The following is a 13,795-nucleotide window of genomic DNA, read 5'->3' as shown; positions in this document are numbered from 1 at the left end:
ACACTGGGCAACAACACTGGGTCGCAACCTTGCGTCGCTCGCGGTTAGCGGGCAGATGCGCCGCCATGAACGCACCTGTCCCAAAGCCCTGGATCATGGACATCGCCCCCTATGTGCCGGGGCGCGCCCAGACCGATGACGGCCGCAAGGCGATCAAGCTGTCGTCGAACGAGAACCCGCTCGGCACCTCGCCCGCCGCGCGCGAGGCCTTTGCCTCGGCATCGGGTTCGCTGGAACGCTATCCCGATGCGAGCGCGGTGGAGCTGCGCGAGGCGCTAGCCGCCAAGCATGGCCTGGATCCGGCGCGCATCATCTATGGCAATGGATCGGACGAGATCCTGCACCTTGTGGCCGGCGCCTTTGCCGGGCCGGGCGACGAGGTCATCTATGTGAACTATGGCTTCGCCGTCTATCCGATCGCGATCCGCCGGGTGGGCGCGGTGCCGGTGATCGCGCCGGACAAGGATTATGCGACCGACGTCGACGCGATCCTCGCCAGCGTGACGCCCCGCACGCGGATGGTGTATGTCGCCAACCCCAACAATCCGACCGGCACCTATGCGAGCCGCGAAGAGATCGCGCGGCTGCACGCTGGCCTGCGCAGCGACATCCTGCTCGTGCTCGACCACGCCTATGCCGAATATATCGACGGCGAGATCGATGACGGGGGCATGGAGCTGGCGACGTCCGCACCCAACGTGCTGGTCACGCGCACCTTCTCGAAACTCTATGGCCTTGCCGCCGAGCGGATCGGCTGGGGCTATGCCTCGGCCGAGATCATCGAAGCGATGCACCGCATCCGCCTGCCTTTCAGCATCACCATCGCCGGCACGGCCGCGGCGGTCGCGGCACTGAACGACGCCGAGTTCATCGAGCATACGCGCGCGCATAATGCGCAGTGGCGGCGCTGGTTCGCCGACGAGATCGCAAAGCTGGGCAATGCCGGGCTGCGCGCAGTGCCGAGCCAGGCGAATTTCGTGCTGGTGCTGTTCGAAGGCACGCTGACCGCCGAGGCCGCGTACAAGGGGCTGATGGACGAGGGGTACATCGTCCGCTGGCTGCCTGGCCAGGGGCTGGCGCATGGCCTTCGCATCACCATCGGGACCGAGGACGAGACGAAGGCGGTGGTCGCGATCCTGCAGCGGCTGATCGCCGACGCGCGCGGGTGAAACGCTTCGGCATCATCGGTTTCGGGCGCTTCGGACAACTCGCCGCGCGACACTTGCGCGATCATTTCGACGTGATGGTGGCTGATCCCGGCGATGTTTCGGCGGCACAGGGCCTGAATGTCGCAACCGGCTCGATCGAAGCGGCCGCCGCCGCCGACATCGTCATGCTCGCCGTGCCGGTGCAGGCGATGGCGGGCGTCATCGCCCGGATCGCGCCGGTGGTTCGCCCCGGTGCGCTGGTCCTGGATGTGGCTTCGGTGAAGATGCTGCCGGCACGCTGGATGGCCGAGGCATTGCCGCCGAGCGTGGATATCGTGGCGACGCATCCGCTGTTCGGCCCGCAGAGCGCCCGTAACGGCCTTACCGGCCAGCCGCTGGTGGTGTGCCCGGTGCGCGGCAACCGGCATGAAAAGGTCGCAGCCTTCGGCCGCAGCCTGGGCCTCAAGGTCTCAATCACGACTGCCGAAGAGCATGACCGCGAAATGGCTTATGTCCAGGCGCTCACCCACTTGATCGGGCGGACGCTGGTGAACATCCGAATTCCCGACGAAGAGCTGAAGACCAACAGCTATCAGCATCTGCTCGAACTGTGCGGGCTGATCCGTGACGACACCAAGGAACTGTTCTTCGCGATCCAGAACCTCAATCCCTTTGCCGCGGAGATCACGCAGCAGTTCATCGCCGAGGCGAACGGCTTGCTGGCGGAAAGCCTGGCGGCCGGGAAAGCAGCCTAGCTCGGCGCGGGCGGCTCGAGCGCGTTGATCGCGCCATGCACGATGGTTTCGACCTCATCCCGCTTGAGGCCGGGCGGCACCGGCGCTGCGAAGCGGAAGGTGACGGTGCCGGGCCGTTTGCGCCCCTTGCGCGGCCAGACCAGCCCGCTGTCGAGCGCGACGGGCACAACCGGCAGCTTGAGCGCGCGGTAGAGGCCCGCAAAGCCTGAGCGCAGCGGGGGCGTCTCTCCCGGCGGCACGCGCGTGCCCTCAGGGAAAATCAGGATCGAGCGGCCTTCGGCAAGCGCCTCGCCCGCTTCGCGCATCATCCGCCGCAGCGCGGCTGCCGAGGCCTCCCGATCGACCAGGATGATACCATATTGCTGCGTCGCCCAACCCCAGATCGGGATGCGCGCCAGTTCCTGCTTCATCACGATCGCCGGCGTGCCGAGCGCGCGCGCAAGCGCCATCGTCTCGAACATCGACTGGTGTTTGGCGGCATAAAGCGCCGGACCCGCGACTTGCTGCCCCTCGATCGCCAAGCGGATGCCCATGATGTGTCGCGCGCACCACACGCCGAACCCGGCCCAGCCCATGCAATAGGGGCGAATGACCTTCTTGCCGAACATGGCGGCGATCGGCGCGCCGAGCACGATCGGCACGGAGCCGCCATAGAACACGATCGAAAAGGCAAGATTGCGCAGCCAGTTACCCATCGCCGATCCTTGCCAGCAGGACGATCCGGCGGACCAGATATTTGTGATATTCGCGCAGCAGCATGGCGAAACGCGGCTGGGTCCGCACGCCGTCGCCGATCACCTGAACCTCGCCGCCCAGCGCGTTCGACAGTTCCAGCTTCGCGCGCGGCATATGCCAGTCGGCCGTCACAAGGCGCACCGACTTGTAGCGCCGGTTGCGAACCCATGCGGCGCTCTCGTCAGCGTTGGAGCGGGTATCGACCGCTTCATGACCCAGGTCGATGCAGCAGGCGAACAGGCGCGGCGGCGCCTTGTACTGCACCGCCAGTTCGATCGGGCGGACGGTGGGGTCGGTACCGGTGATGAGCATGCGCTTTGCCGCGCGTGCCTCGATCAACGCGATGCCTCGATCGATGCGCCCTGCCCCGCCGGTCGGTACGACAATGCCGTCTGTGCGCACGCCAGGATCGAGCGGCTTGCCGAGCGCCAGCATGAACAAGGCGAAGCCAAGCGCCCAGGCCAGGACCAGCAGGCCGAGGATGCGCCAGATCACAGCGTCCGTCCCAGGGCGCGCAGCACGCCCGATCGCGCGGCAACCATGGCCATCGAGGCGAAGACGGCGGGGATTGCCGCCAGCATGAGCCAGTCGGATCGCGCAAGCGCGACGCCGCTCAGCAGTTCCGAGCCGAGCGCGCCGGCCTGTCGCCCGAGCAGCCAGATCGCGGCCAGCGCGGCGCAGGTGCCGAGCAACCCGCCCATCAGCGTATCGAACGCGATGCGCCGCTGAAACAGGCGCGCCACTTGCCGGTCGGTCGAACCCAGCATGTGCAGCACGGCGATGGTGTCGCGGTGCATGTCGAGACCGGCACGGGCTGCGAGCAGCACCACGGCGGTGGTGGCAAGCGCCATCAGCACGACCAGCGCCGCAGCGAACCAAGTCATGATGGCGAGGAAGCTCGCCACGGGCGAGAGCCACTGCGCATGGCGATCGACTCGCGCCGTCGCCGCGACCGTCTGGGCGGCGCGCTTAACCGCCGCCACATCGGCTTCGTCGCCCGAGGCGAGATCGACGTCGATCATCGCCGGCATCGGCAGTTCGGCATCGAGCCCCGCATCGCCCAGCCAAGGCTGGAGCAATTCGGCCAGCCGCGCGCGATCGACCTCGGCGACGCGGCGCACCTGTGGCAGGCGGCGGACGCTGGCCATGATGCCGCGCACCGCAGCATCGCGGCGGGCGGCGTCGGCTTCGACCAGCTGGATCGTCAGCCGCCCGGCAAGCTGGCGGTCGAGCGCCCGGCTGGCGCTTGCCATTCCCAAGCCCGCCGCAGCGGCGAGCGTGGTCAGGAACAGCATGATGCCCATGATCCACAGCATCGACTTGGTGCGCAGGCTTTCGTCGAGCAGGCGGCGCTGCGGCTGGTCGCGGAACGGCCAGCTCATACGGGGCCATTGCTGGATGCAGCGTCGCCCGATCCAGCCCGGCCCGGCGGGTGGCGCAGCGCACCGGTCGGATCGCTGAGCCGTCCGCGCTCGATCCGCATCATACGCGCATCCGGGATGCGGTTGATGAGCTGAAAGTCGTGCGTGGCGACGACCACTGTCGTACCCAGCCGGTTGAGCGATTCGAACAAATGCAACAAGCGCTCGGCCATTTCCGGATCGACGTTGCCGGTCGGCTCGTCGGCGACCAGCACCTCGGGCCGGGTGATCACGGCACGGGCGATGGCGATGCGCTGCTGCTCGCCGCCCGATAGCGTCGGCGGCTTGGCATGGGCGCGGTCGCGCAGATTAACCCAGGCGAGCATCTCGCGCACCGGGCCCTCGATCTCGTCCTCCGGCATGCCCGCGACGCGCAGCGGCAGCGCGATATTGTCGTGGGCGGAAAGATGCGGGAGCAGGCGGAAATCCTGAAAGACCACGCCGATGCGGCGGCGGAAGCCGGGCAGTCGCTTGCGAGGGAGCGCGCCGGCATCTTCGCCGAACAGTCGCACGATGCCGCGCGTCGGCCGCTGCGCAAGATATAGCAGCTTGAGCAGCGAGGTCTTGCCCGCACCGGATGCGCCGGTCAGGAAATAGAAGCTGCCGGCGCTCAGCGTGAAGCTGATGTCGCTCAGCGTCTCCGCCCCGGTGCCATAGCGCAGGCCGACATTCTCGAACTGAACGATATTGGCCATGTGCCGGCGCCCGGCCGCTCCTGATCAACAAACCCCCGAAGACCCAGCCATCGCACAGCCGTCCCATCGGCTCAAGCGCAGCGGCTTGCCCCTTGCCAATCGTGCCAACCAGGTGTTTAGATTCGGGACCGGCGACGGCCTGAACCGTCGCGTGCCGAACTGGTCAACGCGATGATCCTCGAATGTCCTGAATGCCGCACCCGCTATCTGGTCCCCGATGCCGCCATCGGGGGCGAGGGGCGGACGGTGCGCTGCGCCAGCTGTCGCCACAGCTGGCATCAACTACCCGCCGGCGTGGTGGCGATGCCCGCGCCCGACGTGATCCGCGCCGACGCATATTCCGCCCCGCCGCCGCCCCCGCCGGCAGCACCGGTGGCGCAGCCTGCCCCGGCCGCAACCCAGGCGCGCGACTACGACCCCTTCGCGCACGAGCCGCCGTTCAAGCCGCGCCGCAACCCCGAAAAGCGGTGGACCGCCGCCGCGATCATCGCCGGCGTGTCGATGCTGCTGGGTGCCGGCGCGATCATCTATAGCGGCGCGCCGAGCCTAGCCGCACAGCTCGGCCTGCCAGTCGGCGCTGCGCAGACGCCGCTCATCTTCACCTCGCAGACGGTCGAGCGCAAGCCGCGGCTGAATGGCGGAGAGCTGTTCGTGGTCAGCGGGCAAGTGCTCAACCCGACCAAGGAGCGCCAGCGCGTGCCGAACATCCTGGCCGAGTTGCGCGACGCCAACAACAAGGTCGTCTATAACTGGACGATCACGCCCGATCCACGCACGCTGCCGCCGGGCGGCAGCCTTGAGTTCAACAGCGGCAAGCTCGACGTGCCGCAGACCGGCAAGAGCCTGTGGTTCAGCTTTTCAGGCGAAACCGGTGCGTGATCCAGTAGAGCCGCGCACCGTTTAGCAGCGCGGCGGCAACCATGCCCGCAGCGGACGCGACCACCAGGCCGCGCGCCCCCCAACCGGCATGGACGGTTACCAGCCCCAGCGCACCGGTCAGCAGGAAGAAGGACAGGATACCGTTCAAGCCGGCGAATACCTGGTCGCCGAGTGAGCGCAGCGCATAGACGAAGACCACCTGCAAGCCGTCGAACAGGATAAACGGCGCCCACAGGCCCAGCATGCCGGCGGCGATGAGCGCCACCTCGCGGCTCGCGGGAAAGCCGCTGACCGCCAGCATCGGGAACAGGGTGAGCGGCACGGCGAGGACAGCCATGATCGCAGCGGCAAGGCCCGCGGCGATCGCCGTGCGCGGCCCGGCCTCCGCGGCAAGCCCCTCCCCCACCGCATTGCCGGCGCGCACGCCGGCCGCCGAACCGAGCCCCAGCGCAAAGGCAAAGGTGACGTTGTGCACCGAGAAGACGATCTGGAAAGCGTGCGTCGTCGCCTCGCCCAGCTGAGTGGACAGCGCGATGAGGATCGAGAATCCGGCCAACTCGAGCCCCGAGGCGATAGCGGGAACAAGGCCGAAGGCGAGCAGTGCCCAGACGCCGCGCCACATCGCAGGCGATCCGAAATCGCGCCAGTCGCGCACCTGCCGTTCGCGCGCGCGAGGCAGCGTGAAGGCGGCGACGAGCATCGCGACGGCGCTGATGACGATGGCGATGACGGTCGCCAGCGCCGCGCCCACCGCGCCCATCGCCGGCAAGCCGAACTGCCCGGTCGCAAGCACCCAGGCGAGCAGCGCGTTGATCGGCAGGATCGAGAGGTTGACCGCCATCACCCGGCGCGGTCGGCTGACCCCTTCGAGAAAGAAGGTGGCGGCGACTGTCAGCAGCTGGAAAGGATAGCCGAGCGCCATGGTGCGCACCACGCTGGCGGCGGCGGGCGCGATTCCGGGATCGACGCCGACGCCAAGCAGCAGCGGGCTCGCGAAGAAGAACAGCGTGCCGCCGCTGATCAGGCCAAGCACCAGGCCGAGCACAAGCCCCTGGCGAAGCACCGCGCCGGTGGCGGGCAAGTCCCCCGCCCCGTCGGCACGGGCGGCGAAAACGAGGACGCCCGTCAACCAGCCGAGCGCGACGACGATACCGATATAGGTCAGCGTCCGGCTGGCACCGAGCGCAGCGACTTCATGCGTGCCGACCAAGCCGACGACCACCACGTCGGTGACATGCATGATCGTCCAGTTGAGGCTGGTGAGGACCACCGGCCAGGCCAGCGCAAGGATGCGGCGCATTTCAGCGCGAGTGTCTGGCGAGCCGAACATGGGACCGCGGCGGTAGCTGGTGAAACAAGTTTAGGAAAGCGCGGTAACGGGTGTTGCCAGCCCCGAAACCCTTTGCTAGGGGCCGCTGCCTACCAGCCGCCGGGTCGCCGGCGGACATGAAATGTGCGGTCGTGGCGGAACTGGTAGACGCGCAACGTTGAGGTCGTTGTGGCCGAAAGGCCGTGGAAGTTCGAGTCTTCTCGACCGCACCATTTCTTTCGCGGGTAGCGCCGGTTGCGGGCTACGCCGCCGGGCGGGCCGATCGGCCGGCGGCTATAAATCCGACAGTTTTTCCGCCAACATATGCGTCGCGCGCACGGTCGCGACGCGGGTCTGGCCCGCGAGATTCTTGACCTCGCCCGCGACCACCGCGAAGCCGCGTCCGACCTCGCCCGCGCGCGCCGCTTCGATCGTGGCGTTCAGCGCGAGAAGGTTGGTCCGGGTGGCGATCGCGTCGATCGTGTTCACGATGTCGGCGAGCTGCTGGATCCGGGTTTCGAGCGCCAGGCTGACCAGCTTGGCATGGGTGATGTCGGTCGCAATCTTCAGGATGCGCTCCGGACGGCCATTTGCGTCGAGGATCGGATTGTAGGTCGCCTGGAGCCAGCACGGGCGACCGTTCCGGTCGAGGCGCTTGAACTCGCCGCTGGCGAATTCGCCTGCGCCTAGCCGCTGCCAAAAGGCGGCATAGGCCGGCGCGGCGGCATAATCGGGCTCGCAGAAGATGCGATGGTGCTGCCCCGACAGATCGCTCGCGCGATAGCCCATCAGAGTCAGGAAGACGTCGTTCGCCCAGCGGACGGTGCCGTCGAGATCGAATTCGATCACTGCCTGCGACCGGCATAGCGCCCGCCATGCCGCGCCGTGGCTGCCGCTGTCGCGATCCTTGTCGAAGGTAAGTCCCTGACCCATGGGCGACCCATTGGGCAGCTTTGGTCAACAGGTCGTTAAGACAGTAGCGCGCCAGCCGATTGCGGCGGCTGGCGCGCCCCGATCAGAATGGGACGTCGTCGTCGAGATCGTCCGGGAAGTCGCTGCGGCCGCCGCTGCTGCCGCCGCCGCCACCGCCACGGCTGCCGCCGCCGAAACCGCCGCCCGAGCTGCCGCCGCCGCCATAGCCGCCGCCGCGATTGCTCGACTGGCCGGCGAACTCATCATTGCCGCCGCCCCACTCGTCGCCGCCACGGCTGCTGCCGCCGCCGCCCTGACCGGGCGCGCCGTCGAGCATGGTCAGCACGCTGTTGAAGCCTTGCAGCGTGATCTCGGTCGAATAACGGTCCTGGCCCTGCTGATCCTGCCACTTGCGCGTGGTCAGCGCGCCTTCGATGTAAACCTTCGACCCCTTGCGCAGATAGCGCTCGGCGACATTGGCGAGGCCTTCGTTGAAGACCTTGACCGTGTGCCATTCGGTCTTTTCCTTGCGCTCGCCCGTGTTGCGGTCCTTCCAGCTTTCGCTGGTGGCGATGCGCAGTTCGACGACCTTGCCGCCGTTCGAGAAGGTGCGGCTTTCGGGATCGCGCCCCAAATTGCCGACCAGGATGACCTTGTTGACGCTGCCCGCCATTTTAACTCCGCCTGAGATTCGTTATCGAGGGATGGGATGGCCGAGATCATTAATCTGAACAAGGCCCGCAAGGCCAAGGCACGCGCCGCAGCGGTGGATAACGCCAATGCAAATCGCGCGAAGTTCGGGCGGACCAAGGCCGAGCGGGCGCGCGACAATGCCGCGCGCAGCCGAGCCGAAAAAGCGATCGACGACGCCAAGCTGGACTAGATTCGACATTGGTGTTTGCCATGCCGGCATTATAGCGGATGGGGAACATGTAGGAAACGCCGTCAATTTCTCGCTTTACTACAATGATTTAGCGGCATGAAACAGGGTCGGCGGTCGTGATTTCGCGGCCGGAATCGGACCCGCGGGCACCGGGCGTCAGAACGATGCCGACCAACTTGCAGCGATGAACTCAAGCCGTCGTTCGACAATCGGCAGCGGGACTGTCGACAGCCCCGCGCGTCAGAGCCCCAGCGCGGTCGCCGTCCAGAAGGTGATGCCGGCAAAGACATAGGCTGCGGCGAAGAGATAGACGATCATCACGATCGGCCATTTCCAGCCGTTGGTCTCACGCCGCGCGACGGCAATGGTCGACAGGCACTGCGGCGCGAACACGAACCAGGCGAGGAAGGCGAGCGCCGTCGGCAGCGACCAGCGCGCGGCGAGCTGGGCACCCAATGCCTGCCCTTCCTCATCCGCATCGGCATCGATCGAATAGACCGTCTGGAGCGCGGACACGGCCACTTCGCGCGCGGCCATCGCGGGGATCACCGCGAGGCTCATTTCATGATTGAAGCCGATCGGCTTGAGCACGACCTCAAGCCCCGAGGCGACGCGGCCGGCGATCGAATATTCGCTCTGCTTCACCCCTTCGGGCGCGACGGGGTAGGAAGCGAGCAGCCACAGCGCCACAGTGACGCCCATGATGATCGTGCCGGCACGGCGCAGAAACAGCCAGGCGCGCTGCCACATGCCGATCAGCACGTCGCGGATCGAGGGAAGCTGATAGCGCGGCAGCTCCATCATGAAGCCCCCGCCCTTCCCACGGGTCGCGGTCATGCGCAGCACGAAGGCGGCGGCGATCGCGCCGAGGATGCCGGCGACATAGAGGCCGAACAGCACCAGCCCCTGCAAGCCGATGCCGGGTCCGACGCTGATCGCCGGGATGAACGCGCCGATCAGCACGGCATAAACCGGCAGCCGCGCCGAACAGGTCATCAGCGGCGCGATCAGGATGGTGGTCAGCCGTTCCCTGGGATCGTCGATCGAGCGCGCCGCCATGATACCGGGGATGGCGCAGGCAAAGGACGAGAGCAGCGGGATGAAGGCACGGCCCGACAACCCGATACCCGACATCAGCCGATCCATCAGGAAGGCGGCACGGACCATATAGCCAGTCGCTTCGAGCAGCAGGATGAAGAAGAACAGGATCAGGATCTGCGGCAGGAACACCACCACCGAGCCGACGCCGTTGATGATCCCTTCGATCAGCAGGTCGCGCAGGAAATTTTCGGGCAGATAGGCGGCGGCGCTCTCCGCAAGCCAGCCTTGCAGCCCCTCGATCCAGCCGATCGGCGCTTCGGACCAGGCGTAGACGGCCTGGAACATGACCAGCATGACCGTGGCGAGAATGAGCGGGCCGGCGACCGGGTGAAGCACGACGCGATCGACACCGCGCGTGAAAGCGCGACCGCCCGGCTGTTCGACGATCGCGTCGGCGGCGATGCGCCGCGCCTCGCGCTGAAAATGGCGGATGTCGGATTCGATCTCGGCCGGGGCTGCGGGCCTTGATCCCAGCAGCACGCCGGCGAGCGCGGCGCGCAGGTCATCCAGCCCGCGCTTGCGCACCGCGACGGTGGTGACGACCGGCACGCCGAGCGCGGCGGACAGGGCGTCGGCATCGATCGTCAGCCCGTCGCGAGTGGCCATGTCGATCATGTTGAGCGCGACGATCATCGGCCGGCCGAGCTGGCGCAGCTGAAGCACGAAGCGCAGATGATTTTCGAGGTTCGACGCATCCGCGACGACGACCAGCGCGTCGGGCAGGCGCTCGCCCGCCTGCTTGCCAAGCACGACGTCGCGCGTGACCTGTTCGTCGGGGCTGGACGGATCGAGGCTGTAGGTGCCGGGCAGATCGACCAGCTCGATCGGACGGCCATCGTCCAGCGCCATGCGGCCGGCATGCCGCTCGACCGTCACACCAGGATAGTTGCCGACCTTTTGCCGTGCGCCGGTCAGGGCGTTGAACAGGGCGGTCTTGCCGGCATTGGGATTGCCGACGAGCGCAACGAGCGGAACGGCGTTCATTCCGCCGGAACTGCGACCTTGATCGCCTCCGTAATGTGCCGGCGAAGCGCGACGGTCATCCGCCCGATCCGCACTGCTGCAGGGCCGCCGAGCCAGCCGACCGGCTTCACCAGCTCGACCTCGACCCCCTCGTCCAATCCGAACTCACGCAGCCGCCGCGCCTCTGCCGGGCTGAGTGCTTCCCAGTCGATCGACGAGACGGTGCCAGTGACGTTGCGCGACGCACGCGCCAGCGAGTGACTCATAATGCGAGCGATTATCAATTACCGGCACGCAGCGCCAGTATTTTCGGCTGGCGCCGCGCCGAAGCGTCATTGGCGGATATGATTAGTCACATCGGGCCGCTGCTGCAGTGAAAGGAGCAAGGGGCGCATCTCGGGCACTGCGACGGCCAGTTCGCGCGCCATCATGTCCGCGAAGTAATTCGCGCCGAGCAGGCCAAGATGCGTGCGGTCGAACGAAAGCCGCACGCTGCCGCCGGGCCGATCATCGACTTCGGTCGCCTGTGGGCCGCCGCTGGTGAACGGCGCCGCGTCTTTCGCGAGCGGCGCGAAACGCTCGGCCGCGGCTTCGCCCATTTCGTTCACGGCCTTCACGCTGACGGCGTTCAGATCGGCGAGCGGGACGTTCAGCCGCCTTGCCACCGTGCGGATCGATGCCGCCCAGGGTTCAAGGTCGTTGTCGAGCGCAGCGCCCTTGAACATCCGGCGCGTGAGCGGGGTGACGAGCACCGGCTTCGCCCCGGCCGCCCGAACGTCGCGGACATAGCGTTCGAGATTGGCGGGAAAATCCTTCGCCAGATCGGTCGAGCGACCGGGCTTGCCCGGCTGATCGTTATGGCCGAACTGGATGAGCACCCAGATATTCCGGTAGCCGGGCGTGCGCATTTCGCCCTGCACGAGGTTCCACGATCCCTCCCACAAATAGCTGCCCGAAGAACGGCCGCCGCGCGCCAGGTTGATGCAGGCAGCAAAGGAAGTGACGTTATAGGCGCAGAAGCTGGGTCCCCATCCGCCGACCACGGCGGTCGTCGAATCGCCGACCAGGATGATCTTGGACGCGGCGATCGGGATGACCGGCGGCGAACCAGCCGGCGGCCGTTCCTGGGCGAGCGCGGACCCTGTCATGCCAAGTGCCGCCAATGCCAGACCGACCCGCATCATCCACGCGCTCCCTCAGTTTTATGATACCGCTACCATCCCGCTGCCGGCGGCACTGTCAATGCGGCATGCGAGTCCTAGATTGCGATTTGGCGGCAGGTGAGCCAGATGGCCGACGCATGACCGAACACCCTCTTGCCCAACTGCGCGCCGCCGCGCTCGACTCCAAGGCCTGGCCCTATGAAGAGGCGCGCAAGCTGCTGAAGCGCTATCCCGAGGGCAAGCAGGGTGCGCCGGTGCTGTTCGAAACCGGCTATGGTCCCTCGGGCCTGCCGCATATCGGCACGTTCAACGAAGTGCTGCGCACGACGATGGTGCGGCACGCGTTCGAGACGCTGAGCGACACCCCTACCCGCCTCATCGCGTTCAGCGACGACATGGACGGCCTGCGCAAGGTGCCGGACAATGTGCCCAATGGCGCGATGCTGGCCGAATATCTAGGCAAGCCGCTGACGCAGGTGCCCGATCCCTTCGAGAAATACGAGAATTTCGCGCATCACAACAACGCCATGCTGCGCCAGTTTCTCGACCGGTTCGGCTTCGAGTATGAATTCGTGTCGTCGACCGACTATTATACCGGCGGGCAGTTCGACGACGCGCTGAAGGGCGTGCTGCGGCATTACCAAGGCATCATGGACGTGATGCTGCCGACGCTGCGTGCCGAGAGGCAGGCGACCTATTCGCCGGTGCTGCCGATTTCGCCGAAGTCGGGCATCGTGCTGCAGGTGCCGGTCGAAGTGGTGGACGCCGAGACCGGCCTGATCGCCTTCGTCGACGAGGGCGAGCGGATCGAGCAGTCGATCCTTGGCGGCAAGGCCAAGCTGCAGTGGAAGGTCGACTGGGCGATGCGCTGGGTTGCGCTCGGCGTCGACTATGAGATGGCGGGCAAGGACCTGATCGATTCGGTCGTGCAATCGAGCAAGATCGCGCGCGTGCTGGGTGGGCGACCGCCCGAGGGCTTCAACTACGAGATGTTCCTCGACGAAAAGGGCGAGAAGATCTCGAAGTCCAAGGGCAATGGCCTGAGCTTGGACCAGTGGCTGACCTACGGCCCCGACGAGAGCCTGGCGTTCTACATCTATCGCGAGCCGAAAAAGGCCAAGGCGCTGCACATGGGCGTGATCCCGCGCGCGGTGGACGATTACTGGCAGTTCCGCGCGAACTATCCGACGCAGGAAGTGGCGCAGAAGCTGGGCAATCCGGTGCATCACATCCACAATGGCGACGTGCCGGGCGAGACGCTGCCGGTCACCTTCGGCCTGTTGCTCAATCTGGTCGGCGTGATGGGCGAAGCGACCAAGGAACAGGTGTGGGGCTATCTCGCCAATTATCTGCCCGATGCGACGCCCGAGAAGCACCCGGCGCTCGACGCGCTGATCGGCTATGCGCTGGCCTATGGCCGCGACTTCATCGCGCCGACGCTAAACCGCCGCGCGCCACAAGGTGTGGAGGTCGAGGCGCTGCGCGATCTGGACGCGCAGCTGGTGGCGCTGGGGCCGAATGCGAGTGCCGACACGATCCAGGACGCGGTGTACGAGATCGGCAAGACGCACTTCGGCAAGGAAGCGCTGCGCGACTGGTTCAAGGCGCTGTACGAAACATTGCTGGGGTCGAGCCAGGGGCCGCGCATGGGCAGCTTCATCGCGCTGTACGGCGTCGAGAATTCGCGGAAGCTGATCGGCGAGGCATTGGCGAAGGCGTAAGCGTCCGCGCCCCTGCCCTCACCCTTCCGCCGCTGCGCGGCTCCCTCCCTCTCCCGGTGGGAGAGGGACTTTGATGACAGCGGCGTAACGGCTGCTACACCCTGCCGATG

Annotated in this window: 15 protein-coding genes and 1 tRNA gene; 6 read left to right on the top strand and 10 right to left on the bottom strand. The window is 66.8% G+C overall.

Going from position 1 to position 13,795, the window contains the following annotated elements:
- Positions 1 to 65: 65 nt before the first annotated feature.
- Positions 66 to 1,169 (top strand): histidinol-phosphate transaminase, encoded by a 1,104-nt coding sequence (hisC, locus tag BFL28_RS00965; protein ID WP_069318776.1) that lies wholly within the window; start codon positions 66 to 68, stop codon positions 1,167 to 1,169.
- Positions 1,166 to 1,903 (top strand): prephenate dehydrogenase, encoded by a 738-nt coding sequence (locus BFL28_RS00960; protein ID WP_069318775.1) that lies wholly within the window; start codon positions 1,166 to 1,168, stop codon positions 1,901 to 1,903. Before hisC ends, BFL28_RS00960 begins: the two co-directional genes overlap by 4 nt.
- Here the strand turns inward: BFL28_RS00960 and BFL28_RS00955 are convergent.
- The 4 genes from BFL28_RS00955 to ftsE are packed head-to-tail and all read right to left on the bottom strand — an operon-like array spanning position 1,900 to position 4,754.
- The gene (locus tag BFL28_RS00955; protein WP_069318774.1) at positions 1,900 to 2,598 is read right to left on the bottom strand and encodes a lysophospholipid acyltransferase family protein; all 699 of its coding nucleotides are present in this window, start codon (positions 2,596 to 2,598) and stop codon (positions 1,900 to 1,902) included. The genes BFL28_RS00960 and BFL28_RS00955 overlap by 4 nt on opposite strands.
- Positions 2,591 to 3,133 carry a YdcF family protein gene (locus tag BFL28_RS00950; RefSeq protein ID WP_069318773.1) on the bottom strand — a complete coding sequence of 181 codons (543 nt, stop codon included), beginning with the start codon at positions 3,131 to 3,133 and terminating at the stop codon, positions 2,591 to 2,593. The genes BFL28_RS00955 and BFL28_RS00950 overlap by 8 nt, the downstream gene beginning before the upstream one ends.
- Positions 3,130 to 4,020, bottom strand: a complete 891-nt coding sequence (locus BFL28_RS00945) for a cell division protein FtsX (protein ID WP_069318772.1) — start codon at positions 4,018 to 4,020, stop codon at positions 3,130 to 3,132. The genes BFL28_RS00950 and BFL28_RS00945 overlap by 4 nt, the downstream gene beginning before the upstream one ends.
- Positions 4,017 to 4,754 (bottom strand): cell division ATP-binding protein FtsE, encoded by a 738-nt coding sequence (ftsE, locus tag BFL28_RS00940; RefSeq protein ID WP_069318771.1) that lies wholly within the window; start codon positions 4,752 to 4,754, stop codon positions 4,017 to 4,019. The genes BFL28_RS00945 and ftsE overlap by 4 nt, the downstream gene beginning before the upstream one ends.
- Positions 4,755 to 4,925: 171 nt before the next feature.
- Between ftsE and BFL28_RS00935 the strand changes: the two genes are divergently transcribed.
- Positions 4,926 to 5,633, top strand: a complete 708-nt coding sequence (locus BFL28_RS00935; RefSeq protein WP_069318770.1) for a zinc-ribbon domain-containing protein — start codon at positions 4,926 to 4,928, stop codon at positions 5,631 to 5,633.
- Here BFL28_RS00935 and BFL28_RS00930 read toward each other — a convergent pair.
- Positions 5,605 to 6,933 carry an MATE family efflux transporter gene (locus tag BFL28_RS00930; RefSeq protein ID WP_241527168.1) on the bottom strand — a complete coding sequence of 443 codons (1,329 nt, stop codon included), beginning with the start codon at positions 6,931 to 6,933 and terminating at the stop codon, positions 5,605 to 5,607. The two genes, BFL28_RS00935 and BFL28_RS00930, sit on opposite strands and share 29 nt — an antisense overlap.
- 155 nt (positions 6,934 to 7,088) lie before the next feature.
- Between BFL28_RS00930 and BFL28_RS00925 the strand changes: the two genes are divergently transcribed.
- A tRNA-Leu gene (locus BFL28_RS00925) sits at positions 7,089 to 7,175 on the top strand.
- A 61-nt stretch (positions 7,176 to 7,236) separates the two neighbouring features.
- On the opposite strand, the gene BFL28_RS21645 is transcribed toward BFL28_RS00925, so the two are convergent.
- Both BFL28_RS21645 and ssb read right to left on the bottom strand, forming a co-directional pair.
- The gene (locus tag BFL28_RS21645) at positions 7,237 to 7,875 is read right to left on the bottom strand and encodes a methyl-accepting chemotaxis protein (RefSeq protein ID WP_069318768.1); all 639 of its coding nucleotides are present in this window, start codon (positions 7,873 to 7,875) and stop codon (positions 7,237 to 7,239) included.
- An 82-nt stretch (positions 7,876 to 7,957) separates the two neighbouring features.
- Complete coding sequence (gene ssb, locus BFL28_RS00915; protein WP_069318767.1) at positions 7,958 to 8,527, bottom strand: single-stranded DNA-binding protein; 570 nt, start codon at positions 8,525 to 8,527, stop codon at positions 7,958 to 7,960.
- Between the two features lie 36 nt (positions 8,528 to 8,563).
- Here ssb and BFL28_RS00910 point away from each other — a divergent pair, with 36 nt between their 5' ends.
- The gene (locus tag BFL28_RS00910; protein ID WP_069318766.1) at positions 8,564 to 8,737 is read left to right on the top strand and encodes a DUF4169 family protein; all 174 of its coding nucleotides are present in this window, start codon (positions 8,564 to 8,566) and stop codon (positions 8,735 to 8,737) included.
- Between the two features lie 240 nt (positions 8,738 to 8,977).
- Here the strand turns inward: BFL28_RS00910 and feoB are convergent, their stop codons facing one another.
- The 3 genes from feoB to BFL28_RS00895 all read right to left on the bottom strand — a co-directional run bounded on the left by feoB (position 8,978) and on the right by BFL28_RS00895 (position 11,985).
- Positions 8,978 to 10,822, bottom strand: coding sequence for a ferrous iron transporter B (gene feoB, locus BFL28_RS00905; protein ID WP_069318765.1), 1,845 nt, complete (start codon positions 10,820 to 10,822; stop codon positions 8,978 to 8,980).
- Positions 10,819 to 11,067: a FeoA family protein gene (locus tag BFL28_RS00900; protein WP_069318764.1), complete on the bottom strand. Its 249-nt coding sequence runs from the start codon at positions 11,065 to 11,067 to the stop codon at positions 10,819 to 10,821. The genes feoB and BFL28_RS00900 overlap by 4 nt, the downstream gene beginning before the upstream one ends.
- Before the next feature lie 66 nt (positions 11,068 to 11,133).
- Positions 11,134 to 11,985: a rhamnogalacturonan acetylesterase gene (locus BFL28_RS00895; RefSeq protein WP_241527167.1), complete on the bottom strand. Its 852-nt coding sequence runs from the start codon at positions 11,983 to 11,985 to the stop codon at positions 11,134 to 11,136.
- A gap of 116 nt (positions 11,986 to 12,101) precedes the next feature.
- Between BFL28_RS00895 and BFL28_RS00890 the strand changes: the two genes are divergently transcribed.
- Positions 12,102 to 13,685: a lysine--tRNA ligase gene (locus BFL28_RS00890; protein ID WP_069318763.1), complete on the top strand. Its 1,584-nt coding sequence runs from the start codon at positions 12,102 to 12,104 to the stop codon at positions 13,683 to 13,685.
- The last annotated feature ends 110 nt before the right edge of the window (positions 13,686 to 13,795 follow it).

It is taken from the genome of Sphingomonas turrisvirgatae (assembly GCF_001721295.1).
In the GTDB taxonomy this organism is placed as follows: Bacteria; Pseudomonadota; Alphaproteobacteria; order Sphingomonadales; family Sphingomonadaceae; genus Sphingomonas; species Sphingomonas turrisvirgatae.
The sequence above is the reverse complement of the archived record's forward strand: the minus strand, read 5'-3'. Positions and strand labels throughout refer to the sequence as shown.

Coding starts and splice junctions, on each gene's coding strand:
- BFL28_RS21645 (WP_069318768.1), bottom strand. CDS start 7,875: ATGGGTCAGGGACTTACCTTCGACAAGGATCGCGACAGCGGCAGCCAC.
- feoB (WP_069318765.1), bottom strand. CDS start 10,822: ATGAACGCCGTTCCGCTCGTTGCGCTCGTCGGCAATCCCAATGCCGGC.
- BFL28_RS00945 (WP_069318772.1), bottom strand. CDS start 4,020: ATGAGCTGGCCGTTCCGCGACCAGCCGCAGCGCCGCCTGCTCGACGAA.
- ssb (WP_069318767.1), bottom strand. CDS start 8,527: ATGGCGGGCAGCGTCAACAAGGTCATCCTGGTCGGCAATTTGGGGCGC.
- BFL28_RS00890 (WP_069318763.1), top strand. CDS start 12,102: ATGACCGAACACCCTCTTGCCCAACTGCGCGCCGCCGCGCTCGACTCC.
- BFL28_RS00895 (WP_241527167.1), bottom strand. CDS start 11,985: ATGATGCGGGTCGGTCTGGCATTGGCGGCACTTGGCATGACAGGGTCC.
- BFL28_RS00935 (WP_069318770.1), top strand. CDS start 4,926: ATGATCCTCGAATGTCCTGAATGCCGCACCCGCTATCTGGTCCCCGAT.
- ftsE (WP_069318771.1), bottom strand. CDS start 4,754: ATGGCCAATATCGTTCAGTTCGAGAATGTCGGCCTGCGCTATGGCACC.
- BFL28_RS00900 (WP_069318764.1), bottom strand. CDS start 11,067: ATGAGTCACTCGCTGGCGCGTGCGTCGCGCAACGTCACTGGCACCGTC.
- BFL28_RS00910 (WP_069318766.1), top strand. CDS start 8,564: ATGGCCGAGATCATTAATCTGAACAAGGCCCGCAAGGCCAAGGCACGC.
- hisC (WP_069318776.1), top strand. CDS start 66: ATGAACGCACCTGTCCCAAAGCCCTGGATCATGGACATCGCCCCCTAT.
- BFL28_RS00955 (WP_069318774.1), bottom strand. CDS start 2,598: ATGGGTAACTGGCTGCGCAATCTTGCCTTTTCGATCGTGTTCTATGGC.
- BFL28_RS00930 (WP_241527168.1), bottom strand. CDS start 6,933: ATGCGCCGCATCCTTGCGCTGGCCTGGCCGGTGGTCCTCACCAGCCTC.